Annotated in this window: 18 protein-coding genes; 6 read left to right on the top strand and 12 right to left on the bottom strand. The window is 67.6% G+C overall.

Annotated features, from left to right (window positions below; genetic code table 11):
• Window positions 1–355: 355 nt before the first annotated feature.
• The 5 genes from FVQ98_RS13385 (at window position 356) to FVQ98_RS13365 (ending at window position 7,675) form a co-directional block, all read left to right on the top strand.
• The gene (locus FVQ98_RS13385; RefSeq protein WP_147913952.1) at window positions 356–1,699 is read left to right on the top strand and encodes an efflux RND transporter periplasmic adaptor subunit; all 1,344 of its coding nucleotides are present in this window, start codon (window positions 356–358) and stop codon (window positions 1,697–1,699) included.
• 19 nt (window positions 1,700–1,718) lie between these two features.
• The gene (locus FVQ98_RS13380) at window positions 1,719–4,868 is read left to right on the top strand and encodes an efflux RND transporter permease subunit (RefSeq protein ID WP_147913951.1); all 3,150 of its coding nucleotides are present in this window, start codon (window positions 1,719–1,721) and stop codon (window positions 4,866–4,868) included.
• Between the two features lie 26 nt (window positions 4,869–4,894).
• Complete coding sequence (locus tag FVQ98_RS13375) at window positions 4,895–6,322, top strand: efflux transporter outer membrane subunit (protein WP_147914007.1); 1,428 nt, start codon at window positions 4,895–4,897, stop codon at window positions 6,320–6,322.
• Window positions 6,323–6,459: 137 nt separating this feature from the next.
• Window positions 6,460–6,780, top strand: a complete 321-nt coding sequence (locus FVQ98_RS13370; protein ID WP_147913950.1) for an EthD family reductase — start codon at window positions 6,460–6,462, stop codon at window positions 6,778–6,780.
• Window positions 6,781–6,868: 88 nt separating this feature from the next.
• Window positions 6,869–7,675, top strand: coding sequence for an alpha/beta fold hydrolase (locus FVQ98_RS13365; protein WP_147913949.1), 807 nt, complete (start codon window positions 6,869–6,871; stop codon window positions 7,673–7,675).
• 63 nt (window positions 7,676–7,738) lie between these two features.
• Here the strand turns inward: FVQ98_RS13365 and FVQ98_RS13360 are convergent, their stop codons facing one another.
• From FVQ98_RS13360 to cobT, 7 genes are all read right to left on the bottom strand, one after another.
• Window positions 7,739–8,323: an alpha-ketoglutarate-dependent dioxygenase AlkB family protein gene (locus FVQ98_RS13360; RefSeq protein ID WP_147913948.1), complete on the bottom strand. Its 585-nt coding sequence runs from the start codon at window positions 8,321–8,323 to the stop codon at window positions 7,739–7,741.
• A gap of 168 nt (window positions 8,324–8,491) precedes the next feature.
• Window positions 8,492–9,127 carry a LysE family translocator gene (locus FVQ98_RS13355; RefSeq protein ID WP_147913947.1) on the bottom strand — a complete coding sequence of 212 codons (636 nt, stop codon included), beginning with the start codon at window positions 9,125–9,127 and terminating at the stop codon, window positions 8,492–8,494.
• Window positions 9,128–9,152: 25 nt separating this feature from the next.
• Window positions 9,153–9,788, bottom strand: a complete 636-nt coding sequence (locus FVQ98_RS13350) for an ABC transporter ATP-binding protein (protein ID WP_187265730.1) — start codon at window positions 9,786–9,788, stop codon at window positions 9,153–9,155.
• 4 nt (window positions 9,789–9,792) lie between these two features.
• Window positions 9,793–10,359 carry a histidine phosphatase family protein gene (locus FVQ98_RS13345; protein WP_147913946.1) on the bottom strand — a complete coding sequence of 189 codons (567 nt, stop codon included), beginning with the start codon at window positions 10,357–10,359 and terminating at the stop codon, window positions 9,793–9,795.
• Between the two features lie 8 nt (window positions 10,360–10,367).
• Window positions 10,368–11,168 (bottom strand): adenosylcobinamide-GDP ribazoletransferase, encoded by an 801-nt coding sequence (locus FVQ98_RS13340; RefSeq protein WP_147913945.1) that lies wholly within the window; start codon window positions 11,166–11,168, stop codon window positions 10,368–10,370.
• An 82-nt stretch (window positions 11,169–11,250) separates the two neighbouring features.
• The gene (locus FVQ98_RS13335) at window positions 11,251–12,447 is read right to left on the bottom strand and encodes a serine hydrolase domain-containing protein (protein ID WP_147913944.1); all 1,197 of its coding nucleotides are present in this window, start codon (window positions 12,445–12,447) and stop codon (window positions 11,251–11,253) included.
• Between the two features lie 49 nt (window positions 12,448–12,496).
• A complete protein-coding gene (cobT, locus tag FVQ98_RS13330; RefSeq protein ID WP_147913943.1) occupies window positions 12,497–13,543 on the bottom strand; it encodes a nicotinate-nucleotide--dimethylbenzimidazole phosphoribosyltransferase in 1,047 nt (348 codons plus the stop codon).
• A gap of 153 nt (window positions 13,544–13,696) precedes the next feature.
• Between cobT and FVQ98_RS13325 the strand changes: the two genes are divergently transcribed.
• Window positions 13,697–14,467, top strand: coding sequence for a class I SAM-dependent methyltransferase (locus tag FVQ98_RS13325; RefSeq protein ID WP_147913942.1), 771 nt, complete (start codon window positions 13,697–13,699; stop codon window positions 14,465–14,467).
• A gap of 23 nt (window positions 14,468–14,490) precedes the next feature.
• On the opposite strand, the gene FVQ98_RS13320 is transcribed toward FVQ98_RS13325, so the two are convergent.
• From FVQ98_RS13320 to FVQ98_RS13300, 5 genes are all read right to left on the bottom strand, one after another.
• A complete protein-coding gene (locus FVQ98_RS13320; protein WP_147913941.1) occupies window positions 14,491–16,116 on the bottom strand; it encodes a cobyric acid synthase in 1,626 nt (541 codons plus the stop codon).
• Window positions 16,113–16,523 carry a DUF3037 domain-containing protein gene (locus FVQ98_RS13315; RefSeq protein ID WP_147913940.1) on the bottom strand — a complete coding sequence of 137 codons (411 nt, stop codon included), beginning with the start codon at window positions 16,521–16,523 and terminating at the stop codon, window positions 16,113–16,115. The genes FVQ98_RS13320 and FVQ98_RS13315 overlap by 4 nt, the downstream gene beginning before the upstream one ends.
• Window positions 16,510–17,319, bottom strand: a complete 810-nt coding sequence (locus FVQ98_RS13310) for a HipA family kinase (RefSeq protein WP_255507773.1) — start codon at window positions 17,317–17,319, stop codon at window positions 16,510–16,512. Before FVQ98_RS13310 ends, FVQ98_RS13315 begins: the two co-directional genes overlap by 14 nt.
• 2 nt (window positions 17,320–17,321) lie before the next feature.
• On the bottom strand, window positions 17,322–18,314 hold the full coding sequence (locus FVQ98_RS13305; protein WP_147913939.1) for an aminotransferase class I/II-fold pyridoxal phosphate-dependent enzyme: 993 nt from the start codon (window positions 18,312–18,314) through the stop codon (window positions 17,322–17,324).
• Between the two features lie 107 nt (window positions 18,315–18,421).
• Entirely contained in the window at window positions 18,422–20,839 is a 2,418-nt protein-coding gene (locus tag FVQ98_RS13300) for a tetratricopeptide repeat protein (RefSeq protein WP_147913938.1), read from the bottom strand.
• Between the last annotated feature and the right edge of the window lie 5 nt (window positions 20,840–20,844).

The following is a 20,844-nucleotide window of genomic DNA, read 5'->3' as shown; positions in this document are numbered from 1 at the left end:
CAACCGCCACCGCCTGAACGACATTGCAACCAGCTGCCCTGGCCAACGACAACGGTGGCGGATCCGGTCCGAGAACCCTGGAGCCCGTCACACCTTCGGCGCTGGCCGCAGGACAGGTCGAGCGGCAACGTAAACCTGAGGTAAACATCCTGGCGCCCAGCCGGATCGGCCCCGGTTGCCGTTACCCTTGTCACCCAGACAGAAACCTCGTACTTGGTCGGCACTGCCGGCTGTGTTCGACCGTGTCGCGCGCCCGCGCAGACCCTCGATTCCTTGACGGCGAGCGCCACGCGTGGCCGCTTCGGACGGCGCTTCTGCCCGACAATATCCGTTACATCTGTACGTCCGCCACGCCATGCCGCCTTACGCCCCTTCCGTGGACCTTCATCGTCCTGCGCGTTCGCTTGTCTCCCCGGCCCTGCCATCGCGTAGTGCGCTGTGGGCGCTGGGGCCCTTGGTGCTGGGTCTTGGGCTGGGCATGGCCGGTTGCGGCGACCGCAAACAGACCGCGGCGGCGCCCCCGCCCCCGCCCGAGGTGGGGGTATTGACGCTGGCGCCGCGCAGCCAGGCCATCAACTCCGAATTGCCGGGTCGCACCGCGGCCTTCATGAACGCGGAAGTGCGGCCGCAGGTCAACGGCATCGTGCAAAAGCGCCTGTTCACCGAAGGCAGTCAGGTCAAGGCGGGCCAGGTGCTCTACCAGATCGACCCGAGCAGCTACCGTGCCGCGCTGGCATCGGCGAAGGCCACGCTGAGCAAGACGCAAGCGGCGGCGCGCACTGCGCGCGTCAATGCCGAGCGCAATGCCGAACTGGTGAAGATCGACGCCGTGAGCCGCCAGGTCGCCCAGGAAAGCCAGGCGCAGGCCGCGCAATCGCAGGCCGATGTGGCCGGCGCGCAGGCGGCCGTCGAAGCGGCGCAGATCAACCTCGATTACACGCAGGTCAAGGCGCCGATCGCCGGGCGGGTCAACCTCTCCAGTGTCACGGCCGGCGCTCTGGTCACGGCCAACCAGGCTGCCCCGCTGACCACCATCGTCCAGTTGGACCCGATGTACGTCGACTTCACCCAGTCGACGGCTGAACTGCTGGGCCTGCGCCGAGACATCGATGCCGGACGCTACCAGGGCGTGGCCGACCAGGTGTTGCCGGTCAAGCTGGTGCTGGAAGACGGCACGCCCTACCCGCACCAAGGCAAGCTGGCGTTTTCCGGCCTGATCGTCAACCCGGGCACCGGCGGCGTGACCCTGCGTGCAGCCGTGCCCAACCCGGGCGGCGTGCTGATGCCCGGAATGTACGTGCGGGCGCAGTTGCCGGTCGGGGTGCAGCCCCAGGCACTGCTGATTCCCCAGAAATCCGTGGTGCGCGATCCTTCCGGGCGCGCCAACGTGTGGGTCGTGGGTGCCGACGACAAGGTCGAACGCCGGCCGGTCACGCTGGCGCAGGCGATTGGCAGTCAGTGGATGGTGGAAGACGGACTGAAGTCGGGCGATCGCATCGTGGTCGATGGCTTCCAGCGTGTGCGGCCCGGCATTCAGGTCAAACCGGTGGCGGGGTCGGCCGGTACCGGCCCGGCGACGGCGGCCTCGGGCCCGCGCGCAGGCGCCAGCGCTGCACCTGGTGCGGCGCAAGGCCCTGCGGCCGCGGCGTCCGCTGCCGTGGTGGCGCAGAACGCGCCCGTGGCCCCCGGTCAGCGCTGAGCGCAGCGAGGCCCGTTCCATGGCGCATTTCTTCATCAATCGGCCCATCTTCGCGTGGGTGATCGCCATCGTCATCATGCTGGCGGGCGGGCTGGCGGTGTTCACGCTGCCGGTCGAGCAGTTTCCCAACATTGCGCCGCCGCGCGTGACCATAGGCGCCGACTACGTGGGCGCCTCGGCCGCGACGGTGGACAACTCGGTCACCCAGGTCATCGAGCAGCAGCTCAAGGGCATCGACAACCTGCTCTACATCAACGCGACCAGCAACGAATCCGGCCAGTCGCGCACCACGTTGACGTTCGCCCCCGGCACCAACATCGACGTGGCGCAGGTGCAGGTGCAGAACAAGCTGCAACAGGCCATGAGCCGCCTGCCCAACGAGGTGACCAGCCGCGGGGTGTTCGTCTTCAAGGGCGGCCAGGACTTCCTGATGGTGGTGTCGTTCACTTCGGCCGACCCCTCGGTCAGCCACGTGGACGTGGGCGACTTCCTGCGCAGCAACCTGGTGGACGTGATCGGCCGCATCGACGGCGTGGGCGACGTACAGGTGTTCGGCACCGGCTACGCCATGCGGGTGTGGCTGGACCCTGCCAAGCTCGAAAAATTCGCCCTGATGCCGGGCGACGTGGCCACCGCGATTCAGGCACAGAACGCGCAGGTATCGGCCGGTCAGCTGGGCGCCCTGCCCAGCGTGAAAGGCCAGCAGATCAATGCGGCGATCACTGCGCGCACCAAGCTGCAGACCGCCGAACAATTTGAGAACGTTTTCCTGAAGATCGCTGCCGACGGCTCAGCGGTGACGATCAAGGACGTGGGCCGGGTCGAACTCGGGCCAGAGAACCTCACGGTGCTTTCACGGCTGGATGGTCGCCCCGGCGCGGGCATGGGCATCGTCCTGGCGGACGGCGCCAACGCCATGAAGGTGGCCGAGCTGATCAACGCCAAGCTGGCGGAGATGCAGCCGATGTTCCCCTACGGTCTGAAGCCCGCCGTGGTCGTGGATTCAACACCCTTCGTGAAAACCTCCATTGAAGAGGTGGTGAAGGCGCTGTTCGAAGCCCTGTTGCTGGTCGTGCTGGTGATGTTCCTGTTCCTGCAGAACCTGCGCGCCACCTTGATCCCCGCCATCGCCGTGCCGGTGGTGCTGCTGGGCACCTTCGGCGTGTTGGCGGCGTTTGGGTACTCGATCAACACGCTGACCATGTTTGGTCTGGTGCTGGCCATCGGCCTGCTGGTGGACGATGCCATCGTGGTGGTCGAGAACGTCGAGCGTGTGATGCACACCGAACACCTGCCACCGAAGGAAGCCACGCGCAAGTCGATGACGGAGATCACGCCGGCGCTGGTGGGCATCACGATGACGCTGTCGGCCGTGTTCATCCCGATGGCGTTCTTTGGCGGCTCCACGGGCATCATCTACCGCCAGTTCTCGATCACCATCGTCACCGCCATGGTGCTGTCGGTCTTCGTGGCGCTGACGCTGACGCCAGCGCTGTGCGCTACGCTGCTGAAGCCGCCGCGCCACGATGGCGAGGTGCGGCGCGGCCTGCTGGGGCTGAACGACCGCTTCTTCCAGAAATTCAACATCGGCTTCGACCGCGCCACGAACGGCACGGTCAGCCTCGCCAGCCGCGCCATGCGCCGCGCATGGCAGGTGATGCTGATCTACGTGTTGATCGGCGTGGGCATCGCCTTCCTGCTGCACAAGCTGCCCACCAGCTTCGTGCCCGAAGAAGACCAGGGTGCGCTCACGGTCATCATCAACCCGCCCGCCGGCGCAACCGCCGAGCGCACCAACGCGGTGGCGCAGGAAGTGACGGCTTATTTCCGCCAAATGCCCGAGGCGGTGAACATCAACATCGTCACCGGCCTGGGCGGCAACCAGGCCTCGGCGCGCGCGTTCGTGCGTCTGACCGACTGGTCTCAGCGCACGCGGCCCGAGCAAAGCGCCCGTGCGCTGGCCCAGAAGGCCACGCAGGATCTGCGCAAGATCCGCGATGCCAACGTCATCGTCACGCTGCCGCCCGTCATCCGCAGCCTGGGCTCGAACGCCGGTTTCCTGCTGGAGCTGAAGGACATGAACGACCTGGGCCACGACGCGCTGATGGCCGCCAAGGACGACTTGCTGCGCCGCGCCAACGCCGACCCGCGCCTGACCCGCGTGCGCGCCCAGAACTCGGACGACACCGCGCAGCTGCGCGTCGCCGTGGATGACCGCAAGGCCGGCGCGCAAGGCCTCACCACGGCCGATGTCAACCGCACGCTGTCGATCGCCATGGGTGGCAGCTATATCAACGACTTCGTGCACAACGGCCGCGTCAAGCGCGTGTACGTGCAGGGCGACACGTCCTACCGCATGCTGCCGCAGGACATCAACCAATGGGCGGTGCGCAACACGCAGGGCCAGATGGTGCGGTTCGACACCTTTGCCGAGAGCGGCTGGACGTACGGCTCGCCGCAACTGCGGCGCTACAACGCTGCCCCGGCGCTTGAGATCGAGGGCGAATCCGTGCAAGGCGTCAGCACCGGCGAAGCCATGAACATCATGGAAGAGCTGATGAAGACGCTGCCTGCGGGCATTGGCCACGAATGGTCGGGCGCTTCCTACCAGGAGCGGCAGGCCGGTGCGCAGGCGCCGCTGCTCTACGCCATCTCGGTGCTGTTCGTGTTCCTCTGCCTTGCCGCGCTGTACGAAAGCTGGACGGTGCCACTCGCTGTCATTCTGGGTGTGCCGCTCGGCGTGCTGGGCGCCGTGCTGTTCACCAGCGTGCGCGGGCTCGACAACGACGTGTACTTCCAGGTGGGCCTGCTCACCACCGTCGGCCTGGCGTCCAAGAACGCCATCCTGATCGTCGAGTTCGCCACGCAGCTGCAGGAACAGGGCAAGGCCTTGTTCGAGGCCACGCTCGAAGCGGTTCGCCTGCGCCTGCGGCCCATCGTCATGACCTCGCTGGCCTTCGGGGTCGGCGTGTTGCCGCTTGCGCTGGCCGCGGGTGCTGGCTCGGCCGGGCGCCATTCCATCGGCACCGCCGTGCTGGGCGGGACGGTGTTCTCGACCGTGCTCGGCCTGTTCTTCGTGCCGGTGTTCTTCCTGCTGATTCGCAGCTGGTTCAAGGACCACGCGCGCCACGAAGCGCCTGCAGCGCCCACGCACGAGGTGACGGCATGAGCACCGCTCTGACCCCGGTGCGATGGATGCGCGCTGGCACCCTGACCACCGCCGTGCTGGCGCTCAGCGCGTGCAACCTTGCGCCCACCGTTCAGGCACCGCCCTTGAGCGTGCCCGCGCAAATCACGCCCGCCAACGGCTTGCCCACAACCCCCGTCGAATGGAACGAGGCCGCGATGGCCCCGACGCTCGCGCTCACCGACTGGGTACAGGATGAGCGCCTGCGTCAGTTGCTGACCCAGGCGCTGGGACAAAACCGCAGCTTGCAGCAGGCCATTCTCAACGTGGAGCGTGCGCGCGCCGTCTACGGCATTTCGCGCGCCAACCAATTGCCCACCATCGGCCTGTCGTCGCAGGCCTCGCGCACCCGCACGGCGGCCGACCTGAGCAGTTCGGGCCAGTCCACCGAATTGAATCAGTTCACCGTGCAGTTGGGCATCACCGCGTTCGAGCTGGATTTCTGGGGGCGCGTGCGCAATCTGAGCGAAGCCGCGCTGCAGCAGTACCTCGCCCAAACCGAAGTTCAGCAGAACGTCCGCCTGACCCTCATCGGCGACGTCGTGCAAGCCTGGCTCAACCTGGCCGCCGACCAGCAGCGCCTGCGTCTGGCGCGCGACACACTAGCTGCGCGCGAGAAGGCCTACACCCTGACGCAGCGCATGCACGAGCTTGGCGCCACGTCGGGGCTGGTGCTGGCCCAGAACCAGACGACAGTCGACGCGGCCCGTCTGGACGTTGCGGCCACCACCAGCCAGATCGCCAAGGATCGGCACGCTCTGGAACTGTTGACGGGCGGCCCGGTGGACGATGCCTTGCTGCCGCTGCCTTCTGACAGCCTCGACCGTTACGTCGCCGTCGTGATGCAAGCGCCCGCCAGCCTGCCATCCAGCGTGCTGCTGCGCCGCCCGGACATCCACGCGGCCGAGCACCAGTTGCGCGCCATGAACGCCAACATCGGCGTGGCGCGCGCCAACTTCTTCCCGCGCATCAACCTGACCGCGGCCATCGGCACCGGCAGCCGCGCGCTGTCGGCACTGTTCGGCGCGGGCAATGGCACCTGGTCGTTCGGCCCGGCCCTCACACTCCCCATCTTTGACGGGGGCGCCAACCAGGCCAATCTGCGCGTGGCCGAGGTCGACCGCGACCTGGCCGTCAACGCGTACGACCGCGCCGTACAGACCGCGTTCCGCGAAGTGGCCGACTCGCTGGCCGATCGGCTCACCTGGGAAGCACGTCTGGCGGCCGCCACGGCGCTGGTCGCCGCCAACCAGAAGGCGCTCGATCTGTCCAACGCGCGCTTCAAGGCCGGTACCGACAACTACCTGAGCGTGCTCGATGCCCAGCGCACGCTGTACCAGGCCCAGCAGCAGCTGATCGGTCTGCGCCTGGCCGAGCAGATCAACCGCGTGGCGCTTTACAAGGCGCTGGGCGGCGACGCGCCTCAGCCGCAGTGAGGTGCCTGTCTGCCCGTCCGCGCTTGCCGCCTTGAAGCTTCGACCGACGCCGCGCCGAACCGGCATCGGTCATCCGCTATCGTTCACGCGACGGGCTGCCCACCGGGGGCGCCCGCCCCACACCCAGAGGAGCCTTCATGATCAAAGTCAGCGTGATGTACCCCAACCAGCCGAACGCCCGGTTCGACCACGATTACTACCGCGACAAGCACATGCCCATGGTCAAGGAAAAGATGGGCGCTTCCTGCCTGTTCTACACCGTGGACAAGGGCATTGGCGGCGGCGCGCCCGGTCAGGCCGCTGCCTACGTCGCCTTCGGCAACATCTACGCCGAGTCACTGGAAGCCTTCCAGGCCGGGTTCGGGCCGCACGTGAAAGCCATCATGGCCGACATCCCCAACTACACCGACATCAAACCGGTCACGCAGATCAGCGAAGTGGTCGTCGGCCAGCCCTAAGACCACGCTGCCCCGTCAACGCTGCTGCAAGCCACGCACCAGCGCCCTTCTCGCCCGCAGCCGCTGCGGGCGCCGCACCGCTCGCCCCATGACCCACATCGTTTTCTCCCACGGCAACAGCTTTCCCGCGAGCACCTACCGCGTGATGCTTGACAGCCTGCGCGCGCGCGGCTGGAGCGTGAGCGCGGTCGAGAAATACGGCCACGATCCGGACTACCCCGTCACCGACGGCTGGCCGCATCTGGTGCAGCAGCTCGCCGACTTCGCCGCGCAACAGAAGAAGGCGCACGGCGGCGAGGCGCCTTGCCTGGTCGGCCATTCGCTGGGCGGCATCCTGAGCCTGATGTGCGCGGCGCAGCACCCCGATCTGGCGCACGCGGTGGTGCTGCTGGATTCGCCGGTCGTGAGCGGCTGGCGCGCGCGCGGCCTGGGCCTGGCCAAACGCACACCACTCATGAAGCGCCTGTCGCCCAGCCAGGTCAGCCGCCGCCGGCGCAACGAATGGGACGACCGCGACGCCGTGTTCCAGCACTTTCGCGGCAAGAAGGTGTTTGCCGGCTGGGACGAGCAGGTGCTGCACGACTACGTCAACCACGGCATGCTGGACGCCGACGGCGTGTGGCGCCTGGCATTCGACCGCGACATTGAAAGCCGCATCTACGACACGCTGCCGCACAACATCGAAAGCCTGCTGCGCCGCCACCCGCTGCGCTGCCCGATGAGCTTCGTCGGCGGCCTGCGTTCGGCCGAGTTGCGCGCCGTGGGCGGTGTGGAAAGCACCCGCCGCATGGCGCGCGGGCGTGTGACCATGCTGGACGGCACCCACCTCTTTCCCATGGAAAAGCCGTTGGCAACGGCCGCCGCCGTGGAGACCGCACTACGCGACATGGGCTGAGGCCAGGCGCACCGGCTGGGCCGCCAAGCACCGTGCCTACGCGGCACCCAAGCTCACCGCCGCTCAATCCACCGGGCAACGCACGCGAAACGCCAGGCTCATGCGGGGGCCAACCGGCTCGGCACTTTTGGGAATGCCGTGCTCGTGCGTGCGCTGACACGCGTGGCTCATCACCAGCACGCTGCCGGGCTCCAGCCGCACGCGCTGCGCGGGGCCACCGGCTTTGGGCTTGATCAGCATGTCGCGCGGCGCGCCCAGCGACAGGAGGCTGATCGGCTGGCGCGGCGCCAGGTCGTGCAGCCGGTCGTTGTGCAGGGCCACACTGTCGCGCCCGTCGCGGTACAGGTTAAGCCCCACGCGCGTGTACGGCGCCAGCGCGACCGACTGCACGGCGGCCAGGGCGGCGTCCATCTCCGGCGGGCGCGTCGGGTCGTTCAGCACCACGCTGGCCATGAGGCGCGGCACGGCCACGATGCGGTCGTACATGGGCCGGTCTTCACTGCGCCAGGGCACCTGGGGACGCAGGGCCGCGTACCAGGCCTGCGCCTGCGCTTCGGTCACCACGCCGGGGTGGTAGACGATGCCGCCTTCCGCGTCAGACACCAGCGTGACGGCCTCCTGGGCGAACAAAAAAGACTGTACGAACATACAGTCATATTACGACCGATTTCGCCCGTACGCAAGCGCACAGCCCTCGCGCCGTGCGTCGCGTTGCCGCCTATTGCACTACCATTTTCATAGCTGCCCGCGCAGATGACACTAGGGCCAGAGGTCGATTTTGCTTAAAAATCGAGCCAGCACGCCCAACCAACCGCTTCAGCGCTGCGCCGTCAGCAACAGCCCACCCGCGCCCATGAAGATGCCGCCCGTTGCGCGGTTGATGCGCGTGGCGCCGCGCGGCGTGCGCACCCAGCGGCGGATCTGGCGCCCGCCCGTGGCGTACACGGCCGACGAGATGAATTCGCTGGCCAGGTACAGGCTGCCCAGCACCAGGAATTGCTGCGCTGGCGGGCGCGACGGGTCGATGAACTGCGGGAACACGGCGGCAAACAGGATGATCGCCTTCGGGTTGGTGATGGCCAGGGCGAATTCCTGCGCGATCAGGCGGCGCACGGTCAGCGCCTGGCGCGGGGTGGCGTCGGTGGCGTTGGCCTCGGCCGCATCAAAGCCGCTGAAGTCGCGGCTACGCCAGGTCTTCCAGCCCAGCCAGAACAGGTAAATGGCGCCGATCCACTTGACGGTGACGAAGGCCGTCTCCGACGCCAGCAGCATCGCGCCCAGGCCGACCGCGGAAATGGTCAGGAAGATGGCGAACGCCGCCACGCGGCCCCAGGTCGCCCACAAGGCCTTGCCGACCCCGGCGCGCATGCCGTTGTTGAGCGCGCAGAAGTTGTTGGGCCCGGGGGTGAGCGCGATCAACACCGAGAGGGGGGCAAACGCCAGAGCGTCCATGGAGGGCTTTCAAAAAAAGGGCGAATCAGTCCGGCAATTGCACCACGTCTTGCCAGCGCACGCCAGCCCAGGCGGCGTAATGGGCGACGATGACGATGCGGTCTGTGCGGTCCGCCAGCGCGTCCAGCGCCTGCTGCAGGTAGGCGACGGACGCCTTGTCCAGCCCGGCGTCGGGCTCGTCGATCAGCGTCAGCGGCGCGCCGCTGGCCAGCGCCGCCGCCATGAAGACCTTGCGCTGCGTGCCGGTCGACAGGGCGTGAAAAGGCTTGTCCTGGTGCGGCGCCAGCGCCCAGCCGTCGATGTGCGCTTGCAGGTCGGCCGCCCGCCAGCCCGGGTAACGCGCGGGCAGCGCCTGCCACCACCGCGCGAGCGTCAGGCCGTCCTGGGCCGGCAAACCGGGCTGGCGCGGGTCGATCCAGGCCACCTGCGCGCGGTACGGCGCGCCCTGCCCGGCGTCGACCCCCGCCAGCGTGATGCGGCCGCCCTGCGCGCGCTCGGTCCCGGCCAGCAGGCGCAGCAGCGTGCTCTTGCCGGCGCCGTCGCCGCCCAGCACCAGCGACACCCCAGGCGGCCAGCGGTGCGACCAGCCGTCCCACAGCGGGCGGCCCGGGTGGGCGAAGCGCAGGCCGTCGACCTGCAGCGCGAGCGGGGCAACGATCATGGCCTCATGCCTTTTGGAACGAGAGCATGGGCAGCTGCACCAGTTCGCCAAACGCCAAGGCGGCGTCCGGCCAATCGGCGGCCTGCGCTGGCAGTCGCACACCCTTCGACAGCAGCAGCGCCGCGCGCATGACACCCGCGTGGGTGACCCACAGCGTGGGCGCAGGCGCCGCCAGTGTGTCGTCCCAGGCCGCGCCCACGCGCGCCATTAACGCGCGCACCGACTCGCCATCCCCGCCCGGGCGCGCATCGGCGAAGTCGGCCAGCCACGCATCGATGTCGGCGCGCGGCACCTCGTCCCAGGGGCGCAGCTCCCAGCTGCCAAAGTCCATCTCGCGCAGGCGATCATCCACGGTATAGATCAAATCGGGCCGCAGCCCTAGAAGAGTCTGCGCGAGCAGCTCACATCTTTGTAGCGTCGAGCTGACCACGCGGGTGCCTTCCGGCAGGCTTCGGGCCAGCCGCTCGGCCGCGGCGCGCGTGGCGCTGGCGTCGGCGGGCAGGTTGGTGGCGCCGTAGCACAGACCGGGGTCGGCCAGCACGGGCGCATGGCGAACGAGCCAAAGTGTCATGGTTGTCGTTATGTCAATGTCAGTGCCAGGCCCAGCAGCAAGGCGACTTCGCACAGCTGCTGCGTGGCGCCCAGCGTGTCGCCGGTAAAGCCCTGCAGCCGGCGCTGCAGCAGGCGCGCCATGTACAGCAAGGCCAAGCCCCAGGCGATCAGCGATGCTATCAAGCTAGTAGCTGCCTGCCCAGACCACAGTAGGGCCAGAGCAGGAAAAGACCACAAAGTTCCCACCAGCACACCGGTGCGCGAAACGGCATCGGCCAGCGGCTTGGACTTGCTGCCGTCGGCCTCGCCCACGTACGGCAGCGCCCGCATGATCAGCACCGGTGCCAGCCGCGACAGCACGTGCGCGGCCAGCAGCGCCAGCGCTGCGCGCCCTGCCCCGTGGCCGGCCAGCAGCGCGATTAGCGCCACCTTCAGTAGCAGCACGACCAGCAACGTGACCGTGCCGTAGCTGCCGATGCGCGAATCCTTCATGATGGCCAGGGCGCGCTCGCGCGTGGCGCCGCCGCCCAGGCCATCGGCGCTGTCGGCCAGGCCGTCTTCGTGAAAAGCGCCGGTCAGCCACACGGTCGCCCCGGTGCTGAGCGCTGCCGCCACCAGCGCACCCAGTGGGCCGGCCGGCAGCCCGTGCAGCGCGCCCCACAGCACGCCCGCGCCCACCGCGCCCACGACCCAGCCCACGCCCGGAAAATGCCCCGCGGCCGCGCGCAGCATGGCCGGGCTGTAGCCGACCCACGCCGCCAGCCGCCCGGTGACGGGGATGCGGGTGAAAAACTGCAAGGCCAGCAGCCAGTGACGCACGCCGTTCACGCGGGCGCTCCTGCTCGACCTTGGGCACCGAAACGCTGGCCCCCGGCCGCGGCTGGAACCGACGAGCGCCGCACCACGCCCTTCATTTTTCCGCGTCGATGGCTTTTTGCACCGCCTGGTAGAAGGCGTCGCGCTCGGCCATGGCGGCGGCATCGCGCGCACCACCGGCCCAGTTGCCGTTGCTGACGATGACCAGTTGCCGCTGCGGGTCGATGAAGATGCCCTGGCCGAAGATGCCGCGCGCGGCAAAGCTGCCGTTGCCGTAGGTCCACCACTGGTAGCCGTAACCGCGCCCCGGCACGCCGATGTCGGCCTGCTTGCGCGTGGCCTGTTGCAGCCAGCCATCGGCCACCACCGGCTCGCCGCCCACCTGCGCCCCTTCCAGGATGAACTGGCCAAACCGGGCGTAGTCGCGCGCCGCGGCCTGCAGGCAGCAGCCGCTGATTTCCTGGCCCGTCTTGCTGAGCAGCCAGGTGGCCTGCTGTTCCATGCCCGCGGGCTGCCAGACCTTTTCCTGCAGGTACTCGGCCAGCGGCTTGCCCGTGGCCTGCATGACCAGGATGCCGATCAGGTTGGTCTCGCCGGTGCTGTAGTTCCAGCGCTCGCCCGCCGGGGCGGCGCGCGGCAGCTGGCGCAGGTAGCTGATCAGCGCGTCCTCGCCCGGGTGTGGCTTGTGGTTGTTGAAGCGGGCGACGTCCGAGTTCGGGTCGGCATAGTCTTCATTCCAGCGCACGCCAGAAGTCATGGTGAGCAGTTGCTGCACGCTGACATCGTCGTAGGCCGAGCCCTTCAGCCCCTTGACGTACTCCGTCACCCTGTCGTCCATGCTTTTGATCGCGCCATCGCGCAGCGCTGCACCGACCAGGATCGACGTGAACGACTTGGCCACTGAAAAGCTGGTCCAGCGGCCGTGCGCGTCAAAGTCCAGGCCGTAGCGCTCCAGCCGCAGCTTGCCGCCTTGCAGGATCAACAGCGCGGCGCTGCGCTGGCTGGCCATGTAGGCGTTGACGTCCAGCGGCAGCTTCAGTTCGCGCCCGGCCGGCAGCGCGCGTGGCGACGCGCTGGGCAAGGCGGTGTGCCACTTGGCCAGCAGCGGGATGCGGTCCATGGCGCGAAAGGCCGCGTCGCGCTGCGGCACGCTCCAGAACAGCAGGTCGCGGTTGGTCGGCACGGTCTGCAGCAGGCCCCGCGTTTCCTTGTCCAGGCTGAACCAGAACGCCGCGCCGGCCAGCAGCAGCAGCGCCAGCACGGCCAGCAGGATCTTCTTGAGGATTTTCAACGCACGCTTTCAGGGTCAACGGGTGCCGCGCATGTTAGCGCCGTGCCGCTCACCCCTTGTCCGACACGCCGGCCGACTCAAAGCTGGCCGTCTCGTTCAGGATGCCGCAGGCCGACACCAGCAACGGCCAGGCCAGCGCCGCTCCGCTGCCCTCGCCCACGCGCAGCCTCATCTCCAAAAGCGGCGTGGCGCCCAGCCGCTGCAGCAGGCGCGCGTGGCCGCGCTCGTCCGACCGGTGCGCGAACACGCAGCGCTGCAGCACGTGCGGGCGCAGCCGGCTGGCCACCAGCACGGCTGCGCTGGCGATGAAGCCGTCGACCACCACCACGCGGCGTTCGGCCGCCGCCTGGAGCACCGCGCCGACCATGGTCGCCACCTCAAAGCCACCGAACGCCGCCAGCGCGTCCAGCGGCGCCTGTGCTTCGGCGTTCGCGGCCAGCGCTTCGCGCAGCACGGCGGTCTTGCGGGCGATGCCCGCCGCGTCCAGACCGGTGCCGGCGCCCGTCATCTCCACGACGTCCAGCCCACCCAGGCGCACCGCCAGCAGCGTGGCGGCGCTGGTGTTGCCAATGCCCATCTCGCCCAGCAACACCGCGTTGCCCGGCAGACTGCGCACCAACGCCACGCCGTTGGCCAGCGCCTGCTGGCATTGCGCCACGGTCATTGCCGGGCCGCGCGAGGCGTCCTGCGTACCGGGTGCGATCTTGGCCAGGTGCAGTCCCGGCGCGGGCGCGAAGTCGTGCCGCACGCCGCAATCCACCACCGTCTGCGCGATGCCGTGCTGGCGCGCCAGCACGCTCACGGCCGCGCCGCCGGCCAGGAAGTTGCCCACCATCTGCCAGGTGACATCGCTCGGGTACGCCGACACGCCGCGCGCCACGATGCCATGGTCGCCCGCAAACACCAGCAGTTGCGGCGCCACCAGTTGGGGCGACGCCGTGCCCAGGATCTCGCCCAGCCGCTGCGCCAGATCGGCCAGCCGGCCCAGCGCGCCCTGCGGCACGGTCTTGCGGTCGATCGTGTGCTGCAGGGCTGCGCGCAACGCCTCGTCGCGCAGCTCGGGCACCTCGGGCCAGGCTTGCTCCGCTGAATTCATGTCAAAACTCCTTTCATGTCATTGGGGTGGAGGCGTCTGCAGCGCCGCCCGCACCGGCCGGTGGTCCAAACCCACGCCCCGAGCTGGTCCCGCGCGCTGCGGCATCATGCGGGTGGCTGGCCGCCGCGCGGCGGGGCTGGCTGACGCAACGAGGTGTTCATGGTCCATTCATCCGCACAAACCGGGTATTCGCAAGACGCGCAGGCGCAGACCTACGCCAGCAGCCGGCCCGACTACCCACCCGCACTGGCCGACTGGCTGACCGGTACGCTGCAACTGGCGCCGGGAAGCACCGTGGCCGACGTGGGCGCGGGCACCGGCAAGTTCACGCCGCGCCTGCTGGCCACCGGCGCCGAGGTGATCGCGGTCGAGCCCGTGGCAGCGATGCGCGAGCACATCGCGCCCCATGCGCACCTGCGCGTGGTCGCAGGCACGGCCGAAGCCACGGGTCTGGGCGACGCCACGCTGGACGCCGTGGTCTGCGCGCAGTCCTTCCACTGGTTTGCCAGCCGCGCGTCGCTGGACGAATTCGCGCGCGTACTGAGCCCCGGCGGCCGCCTGGGCCTGGTGTGGAACGTGCGCGACGAGTCGGTCGATTGGGTGGCCGCCATCACTCGGCTGATCGACCCGTACGAAGGCGACACCCCACGCTACTGGAAGCAGACCTGGCGCGGCGCCTTCCCACACCCTGGCTTCAGCGCGCTGGCCGAGTGCACGCTGCGCCACGCACACGAAGGCCCGCCCGAGCAGGTGATCATCGGCCGCACGCTGTCGACCAGCTTCATCGCCGCCCTGCCGGAAGCCGAACGCAACCGCTTGCGCGCCGAGTTGCAGGCGCTGATCGACAGCCACCCTGCCCTGCGCGGCCAAGCCGTGGTGCGCTACCCCTACCAGACGCACCTGGTGAGCTGCCAGCGCCTGTGACAGTCGGCGCGGTGTGCCGCGCGTCATGCGATCAACTGTGCCAGCACGCCCGGTGCGAAAGCACGCGCGATATCGCCCGCCAGCCGGTCGAACACCGTATCCAGCGACGGCGCCTCCGCGCCGAACAAGGCTTGGAGCACGTCGGCGTCTTCGAACAGGCCGTGCACGTAGCAGCCCAGCACGTTGCCGGCCGCGTTCTGCCAAGCCAGCTGCGGCACCACTTCGCGCGCCACGTCGCCCGCGGCCGCCATCGCCGGGTGCTGCGCGGTCTGGCCGCTGTGGATTTCGTAGCCCTGCGCCGTTAGCCCCGAAAGCGCGGCCCACGGGCCGATTAGGGTGCCGAAGCGGAACTCGGCGGGGCGCACGGTTTTGAATGGCTCAAAGCTGGTGACAAGCGAAAGCAGACCCAAGCCCGGCGCATTGGCCTGGCTTTCCACCCCGTGTACGTCGATCAGCGCTTCGCCCAGCATCTGCAGGCCGCCGCACACTCCCAGCACGCGGCCGCCACGCGCGGCGTGGGCGGTGATGGCGGCGTCCAGGCCTTGCGCGCGCAGCCAGGCCAAGTCGGACGCCGTGGCCTTGCTGCCGGGCAGGATCAGCGTGTCCGCGCCCGCCAGATCGCCCGGCGTGCGCGCCCAGACCAGGCGCAGGCCCGGCACGTTCTTCAGCGGCTGGAATTCATCCAGGTTGCTGATGCGTGGGTAGGCAATGACGGCGATGTGGCGCGGTAAGTCGGGCGCGCCATCGCTATCGTTTGAGTAGCTGTCCGCGCAACCTACTGTAGGGCTAGAGGCCGATTTGGCTTGAAAACCAACGCTGGGCGCTGCATCGAACACACCGTCTTCCTCTGGCAGGCCGTGGCCAAAGCGCATCGGCACCACGGCCACCGTGGGCACACCGGTCAGCTCCTGCAACTGTTCAGGGGCGGGCGCCAGCAGTGCCGCGTCACCGCGGAACTTGTTCAGCACAAAACCGGCGATGCGCGCGCGGTCTTCCGGCGCCAGCAGCGCCCAGGTGCCGTAGAGGTGCGCAAAGGCGCCGCCGCGGTCGATGTCGGTCACCAGCAGGCACCGCGCGTCGGCGTGGCGCGCCACGCGCAGGTTGACCACGTCGCTGGCCATCAGGTTGATCTCGGCTGGCGAGCCGGCGCCTTCGATCACCACCACGTCGTTCTCGGCACGCAGCGCGTCCAGCGCGGCAGCGATCTGCGGCCACACGCGCTCACTGCGGCCGCGCCACGGCAGCGCCGTCAATTCAGGGCTGACCTGGCCCAACAACACGACCTGGCTGTGCGTGTCGGCCTCCGGCTTGAGCAGCAGCGGGTTCATGCGCACGTCCGGCACCGCGCGCGCGGCCAGTGCCTGGAAGTACTGCGCGGAGCCGATCTCACCAAATCCACCCATGGGAGCCACACCCGAGCCGCCGCCCGGCCGCCCGAAGGCGGCGAGAGCCCCCTCGGGGGGCAGCGAACCACGCGCAGCGGGGAGCGTGGGGGCCATGACCACCCTCGCGTTGTTGCTCATGTTCTGCGCCTTGAAGGGCGCGACCTTCAGGCCCTGGTTGGCGTAGTGGCGGCACAGCGCGGTCGCCAGCCAGCTTTTGCCGGCGCCGCTGCTGGTGCCGAGCACCATGACGCAGCGTGCTGTCATGTCGGGGTACGCGGCGCGGGCAGCGGCCGCACCATGCGGTCCATGACGCGGCCCAGCGCCGACGCCGCATCGCCGCACAGGCCGGTGTGCACCGGCGAGGTCTGGATGATGCTGCTGCGCCGCGCCGTCAGCCAGTGAAAGCGCGCGCGGTACGGCAGCAGCGCGATGGGCCCGGCTTCGGGCAAGCCCTGGCAGATGGCCAGGATGGCGCGCAGGTGGCGCTGCACGGTGTCGACGTCGGCGTGCGGGTCCAGTGCGCGCAGGCGGCCCTCGTCCAGCTCAATCGCCGCTTCCAGATAGCCCGTGCGCTGGCAGGACAGGATCACGCCGGCGTTGATGAATTCTTCGCGCTCCACGCGCGGCACCACGCGCACGACGGCGTAGTCGTACACCTCAACCGCGCGCATCAATTGCCCCCTGTAGCCAGCGCGTGCGGTCGGCCAGGCGCGCTTCAAAATAGGCCACGTAGGCGGCGCGGTGCGCGGCCGGGTCGGCCAACGCGCGGTCGGCCCGGTCGGCGACGGCCAGCGCCAGGTATTCGTTCGGCACGCCAGCCAGCACGGCGCGCAGCACGTCTGGCGTCAGCAAAGGCGCTAGTGCCGCGTCCACCTGTCCCAACTCACTTGCGCGCGGCAGCAGCACGTGTTCGGCGATGGGCGCGAAGGGCTTGCCGGGGTCGGCCACCGTGCCATTCCAGGCATGGTGAAAAGTCAGGCTGGCACCGTGGTCGATGAGCCAGGGCTGGCGGTGCCACATCAGCAGGTTGGTGTTGCGCGCGGTGCGGTCGACGTTGCTGACCAGCGCGTCGAACCAGACCAGGCGCGACGCGAATTCGGACGTGACGACGTCGGCCGCGGGGTCGAAGTTGACGGCGCCAGACAGATAGTCCAGCGCCACGTTCAGGCCCGCGCTGGCGCGGATCAGGTCCTGGATCTCCGGGTCGGGTTCGGTCTGCGCGAGCGCCGGATCCAGCTGCGCCAGCACCACTTCGGGCAGCGGCAGGCCCAGCGCTCGGGCGATGCCACCGGAAATCAGCTCGGCCATCAGCGCACGCACGCCCTGCCCGGCGCCGCGGAACTTGAGCACGTACAGGCCAAGGTCGTCGGCCTCGACCACGGCGGGCAGCGACCCGCCTTCGCGCAGCGGCGTCACGTAGCGTTCCACCGTCACGGTGCGCGGTGGGGTCATGGGAATCACAGACATGCTCAATGGTAGCGGGCGCCCAGGCCAACCCAGGCCTCACGCAAGGCGTTTTGCGAAGCGGGCGGCAGCACGCCCAGGCGCACCTGCCCAGGCAGCCCGAATGAAGCCGTGTCGCGCAGCTTGATGCCCTGCGCGCGCAAGGCCTGCAACGCACCCGGCAAGTCGCGCAGCGGCGGCCGAGCGACGAAAAAGTTGGCCAGACTGCCTGAGTGCACGGCCCAACCCAGCTCGGCGCACAGCTGCATCTGGGTGGCTTTCCATGCGCGCAAGGTGGGCAGCGAAGCACGCAACCATGCCTGCGCCTCGTCGCTGGCCCAGGCCGTGAGGAGCGCCACGCCATCGGCCCCCAGCGGCCAGGAAGGCGCCAGCGCGTCCAGCGCCGCCGCGGCGTTCGCCGACGGTGCCAGCAGGTACGCGGCGCGCACGCCGGTCAGCCCCAGCGCCTTGTTGGGCGTCCACAGCTGCCAGGCGCCGGGCGGGGTTGGCGTGGTGTTGCCATCCAGTCGCAAGGGTGCATAGGCCATGTCGATCACGCGCAGCGACTCTGTGACATCAGGCGCCGCCGCCCAGTGCGCCAGGGCGGCGTCGGCTGTGCCCAGCGGGCTGGCGGGCTCGCAAGCCCAGTGCAGCGCGGGAAACCCATTGGGCGCCGAGGCCTGCAAACCCCACACCGCTGCGGCGCGTGGGTAGTCACCGTAGCCATGCGCTGGCAGCACTGCATGGCGCAGGCCGGCGCGCGCCGCCATCGCGCTGAGCCGGTGGATGGCTTCGCTGGCGCTGGCGGCGAACACGACACGATCGGCCGCCACGCCATGGAACTCAGCGATGCGGGCGCGCAAGGCCGTGTAGGTCGGGTCGGGGTAGCGGCTGCGGTCGGCCGCGGACAGGGCCGCCAGCGCACAGGGGCATGGACCGCAGGCATTGGCATTCGTCGAAAAATCGTGCGCTGGCACGCCTAACGCGTCGGCCCCGCCGTGCAAAGGGAGGAAACGCAACGCTTAACCCATGCGGTTCATGAGGATGTTGATAAAACAGCGTTATCGAAAACGCGTCCGACTGTTCTGGAATAAGAAGACGCGTGCCGTCTGTCCGAAAATCAGCGCTACGGGGTTGCTGTCGACGTCGCCTCAATCACTGAAAAGCTCTCAGGCGGAAGGCCGGAGCGCTGCCGCTGCACCATCGTTTCATAGGCTTGCTCTATGTTCCGGGCAAAGCGACGACCGTCGAACAGCGGCGCTGTCTCCCGGCATTCAGTCAACCGTTGACGCAGACCTTGCAAGCGCTCCGGTTCCCGCGCCAACGCGATTGCTTCGGCCTCATAGGCATCCAGATCGTGTGTGACCAATTCGTCCATTGAAAGTGCGCGCAATAGGCTTGCTGCGACACGCCCATGAAATGCTTGTCCGAGGCACGTCAACAGAGGAACGCCTGCCCACAGCGCATCGCTAGCAGTGGTGTGCGCGTTGCAGGGCAAGGTGTCCAGAAACAAGTCAGCCGCCTGGATTCGCGCCAAGTGCTCAGCAAGCGGAAGCGGTGGCGCAAATACGAGCCGATCAGGTTCCACACCGGCTGCCTGAGCATGTGCCCTCAGATTCGTTGCACACGACGCATTGCCTTCGTACAGCCACAGAACACTGTCGGGAGTGGCCAGCAGCACGCGCATCCAGCGCTCGAATACCTCCGGCACGATCTTGTAGTTGTTGTTGAAACAGCAGAAAACAAATCCCGTGTCCGGCAAACCGAGTTCAGCACGTGAAAAGCGACGCGTGTCGATGGGGCGGTGGCTATCGTTGCATTGGTAGCTGTGCGGCATGCGCACGATCTTTTCCGAAAAGTGCTGTTCATGCTCGGTCGGCGCGATGGTGTCATCCGCGATGATGTAGTCGATGCAGTCCATTGCAAGCGTCCCAGGAAAACCCAGGAAGCTAACCTGTATCGGCGCGCAACCAGCGCGCAAGATGCGTGGTCTCGCATCTTGCGTGAAACCTTTGAGATCCACGGCAATATCCAACTGGCATTGGCGCGCCTTGGCTGCAATTTCTTGATCCGACCAGTCCTTGACATAAGTGAAGTGGTCAAACGCCGCAGCAACTCTTTCTGTCATGGGATCTTCTCGGACGGGTCCATACGAGAAACCGAACAACTCAAATCGCGCGTGTTCATGACACTCGAGCATCTCTACCATCAATTGAGACGTAGCGTGCTGATGGAAGTCCGCCGAGAAGTATCCGATCCGCAGCCTCGTCACCGGAGCCGGAGCAGGCACCCAGGTCGAACCCGAAAGACGATGCGATACAGAATATGTAGACGCGACCCGCCGCTGCGCCGCGCCGTCGTTCAGGAGCCCGAGAGTCGCAAACGGGTTGCAGTCGTGGTCATCGCTATCAACCAAATTCGCAAGGCGTTCGCGATAGACGTCCAAACCGCTCCAGTCTGCCGTCATCAGTTTGGCGTATAGCAAGACCGCTAGATTGCGATCACGATCACGCTGGTTACAGCGTTCAATTACAGCCTTTGCTTCCTCATAGCGCTTGAGTTGCATGAGCGCAAATGCCTTCAGCAGCAAAACTTTGGAAACCTCACCTTTTGCGTTCAAGTACTTGTCAAACCCCTGTACGGCACTGGCATAGTCGCCCAGCGCCATATGTACTTGTGCTTCTGCTGACCAAAGCGCCACGCTCCCGGGATTGATCTGCAATCCACGCGCCACGCAGGCCAGCGCTTTCTGCGTTTGACCACATAGTGCCAAACTGGTCGCGAGATACGCGATGCGCTGGTCTGTCGCTGCAAGAGCACACGCCCGCTCGAGCGCAACAACCGCGGCTTCATAGTCCCTTAACCCCAGCAGTGCAAGCCCTCGATCAGCGTGCGCTTCGGCATACTTCGACGCAGTCGCGATCAGCCGATCCGCCAAGATCAGGGCCGTGCTGAAGTCCTCTTGGGCAACGTAGCAGAGAATCTTATGATGATGCGCGCTGAGGTACCCCGGTGCCATTGCAATAGCAGTGTCAAAGCAAGACTCAGCTGCAGAAAGTTGCCCCATCTCCAAGAGTGCAAGCCCCTTGTTTAAACACAATTCTGGCGTCTGATGTCCATGTTCTGCGAGTCGATCAACAGCTTCCACAGCCTCCCCTGATCGATTCAATTTAACTAAGATGCCAACGCGGGTGCTTTGCGCTGCGCTTGAATTTTCATTCACCGCCAATGCCTGTTCGATGCGCGTCAGCGCGTCAGCGTCTCGATCTTGTTGCGACAGAGCCATCGCAAGATTGATCAAGCTGGGTAGATGCTTGGCGTTCGCTTGGATCGCTTGACCAAGCAACTGCTCCGCAAGTTCAAACTGGCGCCCCTGTAATGCTAGTGTGCCCAACAGATACAAGGCCTGGGAATGGCGCGGTTGCTTGGCCAGAACGTGCCGGTACATCTCCGCGGCTTGGTCAAGCTGACCTTGCTGATGCAATCGAAGTCCCTGCTGAAGCACCGCATCAGGGTTGGCTAGAGAGGTGATTTTTGGGGTCATAGCGA

It is taken from the genome of Ottowia flava (assembly GCF_008017535.1).
In the GTDB taxonomy this organism is placed as follows: domain Bacteria; phylum Pseudomonadota; class Gammaproteobacteria; order Burkholderiales; family Burkholderiaceae_C; genus Ottowia; species Ottowia flava.
The sequence above is the reverse complement of the archived record's forward strand: the minus strand, read 5'-3'. Positions and strand labels throughout refer to the sequence as shown.

Excerpts from the sequence above, each read along its gene's own strand:
- FVQ98_RS13385 (WP_147913952.1), top strand. The coding sequence starts at position 356 with ATGCCGCCTTACGCCCCTTCCGTGGACCTTCATCGTCCTGCGCGTTCG.
- FVQ98_RS13380 (WP_147913951.1), top strand. The coding sequence starts at position 1,719 with ATGGCGCATTTCTTCATCAATCGGCCCATCTTCGCGTGGGTGATCGCC.
- FVQ98_RS13375 (WP_147914007.1), top strand. The coding sequence starts at position 4,895 with ATGCGCGCTGGCACCCTGACCACCGCCGTGCTGGCGCTCAGCGCGTGC.
- FVQ98_RS13370 (WP_147913950.1), top strand. The coding sequence starts at position 6,460 with ATGATCAAAGTCAGCGTGATGTACCCCAACCAGCCGAACGCCCGGTTC.
- FVQ98_RS13365 (WP_147913949.1), top strand. The coding sequence starts at position 6,869 with ATGACCCACATCGTTTTCTCCCACGGCAACAGCTTTCCCGCGAGCACC.
- FVQ98_RS13360 (WP_147913948.1), bottom strand. The coding sequence starts at position 8,323 with ATGTTCGTACAGTCTTTTTTGTTCGCCCAGGAGGCCGTCACGCTGGTG.
- FVQ98_RS13355 (WP_147913947.1), bottom strand. The coding sequence starts at position 9,127 with ATGGACGCTCTGGCGTTTGCCCCCCTCTCGGTGTTGATCGCGCTCACC.
- FVQ98_RS13350 (WP_187265730.1), bottom strand. The coding sequence starts at position 9,788 with ATGATCGTTGCCCCGCTCGCGCTGCAGGTCGACGGCCTGCGCTTCGCC.
- FVQ98_RS13345 (WP_147913946.1), bottom strand. The coding sequence starts at position 10,359 with ATGACACTTTGGCTCGTTCGCCATGCGCCCGTGCTGGCCGACCCCGGT.
- cobT (WP_147913943.1), bottom strand. The coding sequence starts at position 13,543 with ATGAATTCAGCGGAGCAAGCCTGGCCCGAGGTGCCCGAGCTGCGCGAC.
- FVQ98_RS13320 (WP_147913941.1), bottom strand. The coding sequence starts at position 16,116 with ATGACAGCACGCTGCGTCATGGTGCTCGGCACCAGCAGCGGCGCCGGC.
- FVQ98_RS13315 (WP_147913940.1), bottom strand. The coding sequence starts at position 16,523 with ATGCGCGCGGTTGAGGTGTACGACTACGCCGTCGTGCGCGTGGTGCCG.
- FVQ98_RS13310 (WP_255507773.1), bottom strand. The coding sequence starts at position 17,319 with ATGTCTGTGATTCCCATGACCCCACCGCGCACCGTGACGGTGGAACGC.
- FVQ98_RS13300 (WP_147913938.1), bottom strand. The coding sequence starts at position 20,839 with ATGACCCCAAAAATCACCTCTCTAGCCAACCCTGATGCGGTGCTTCAG.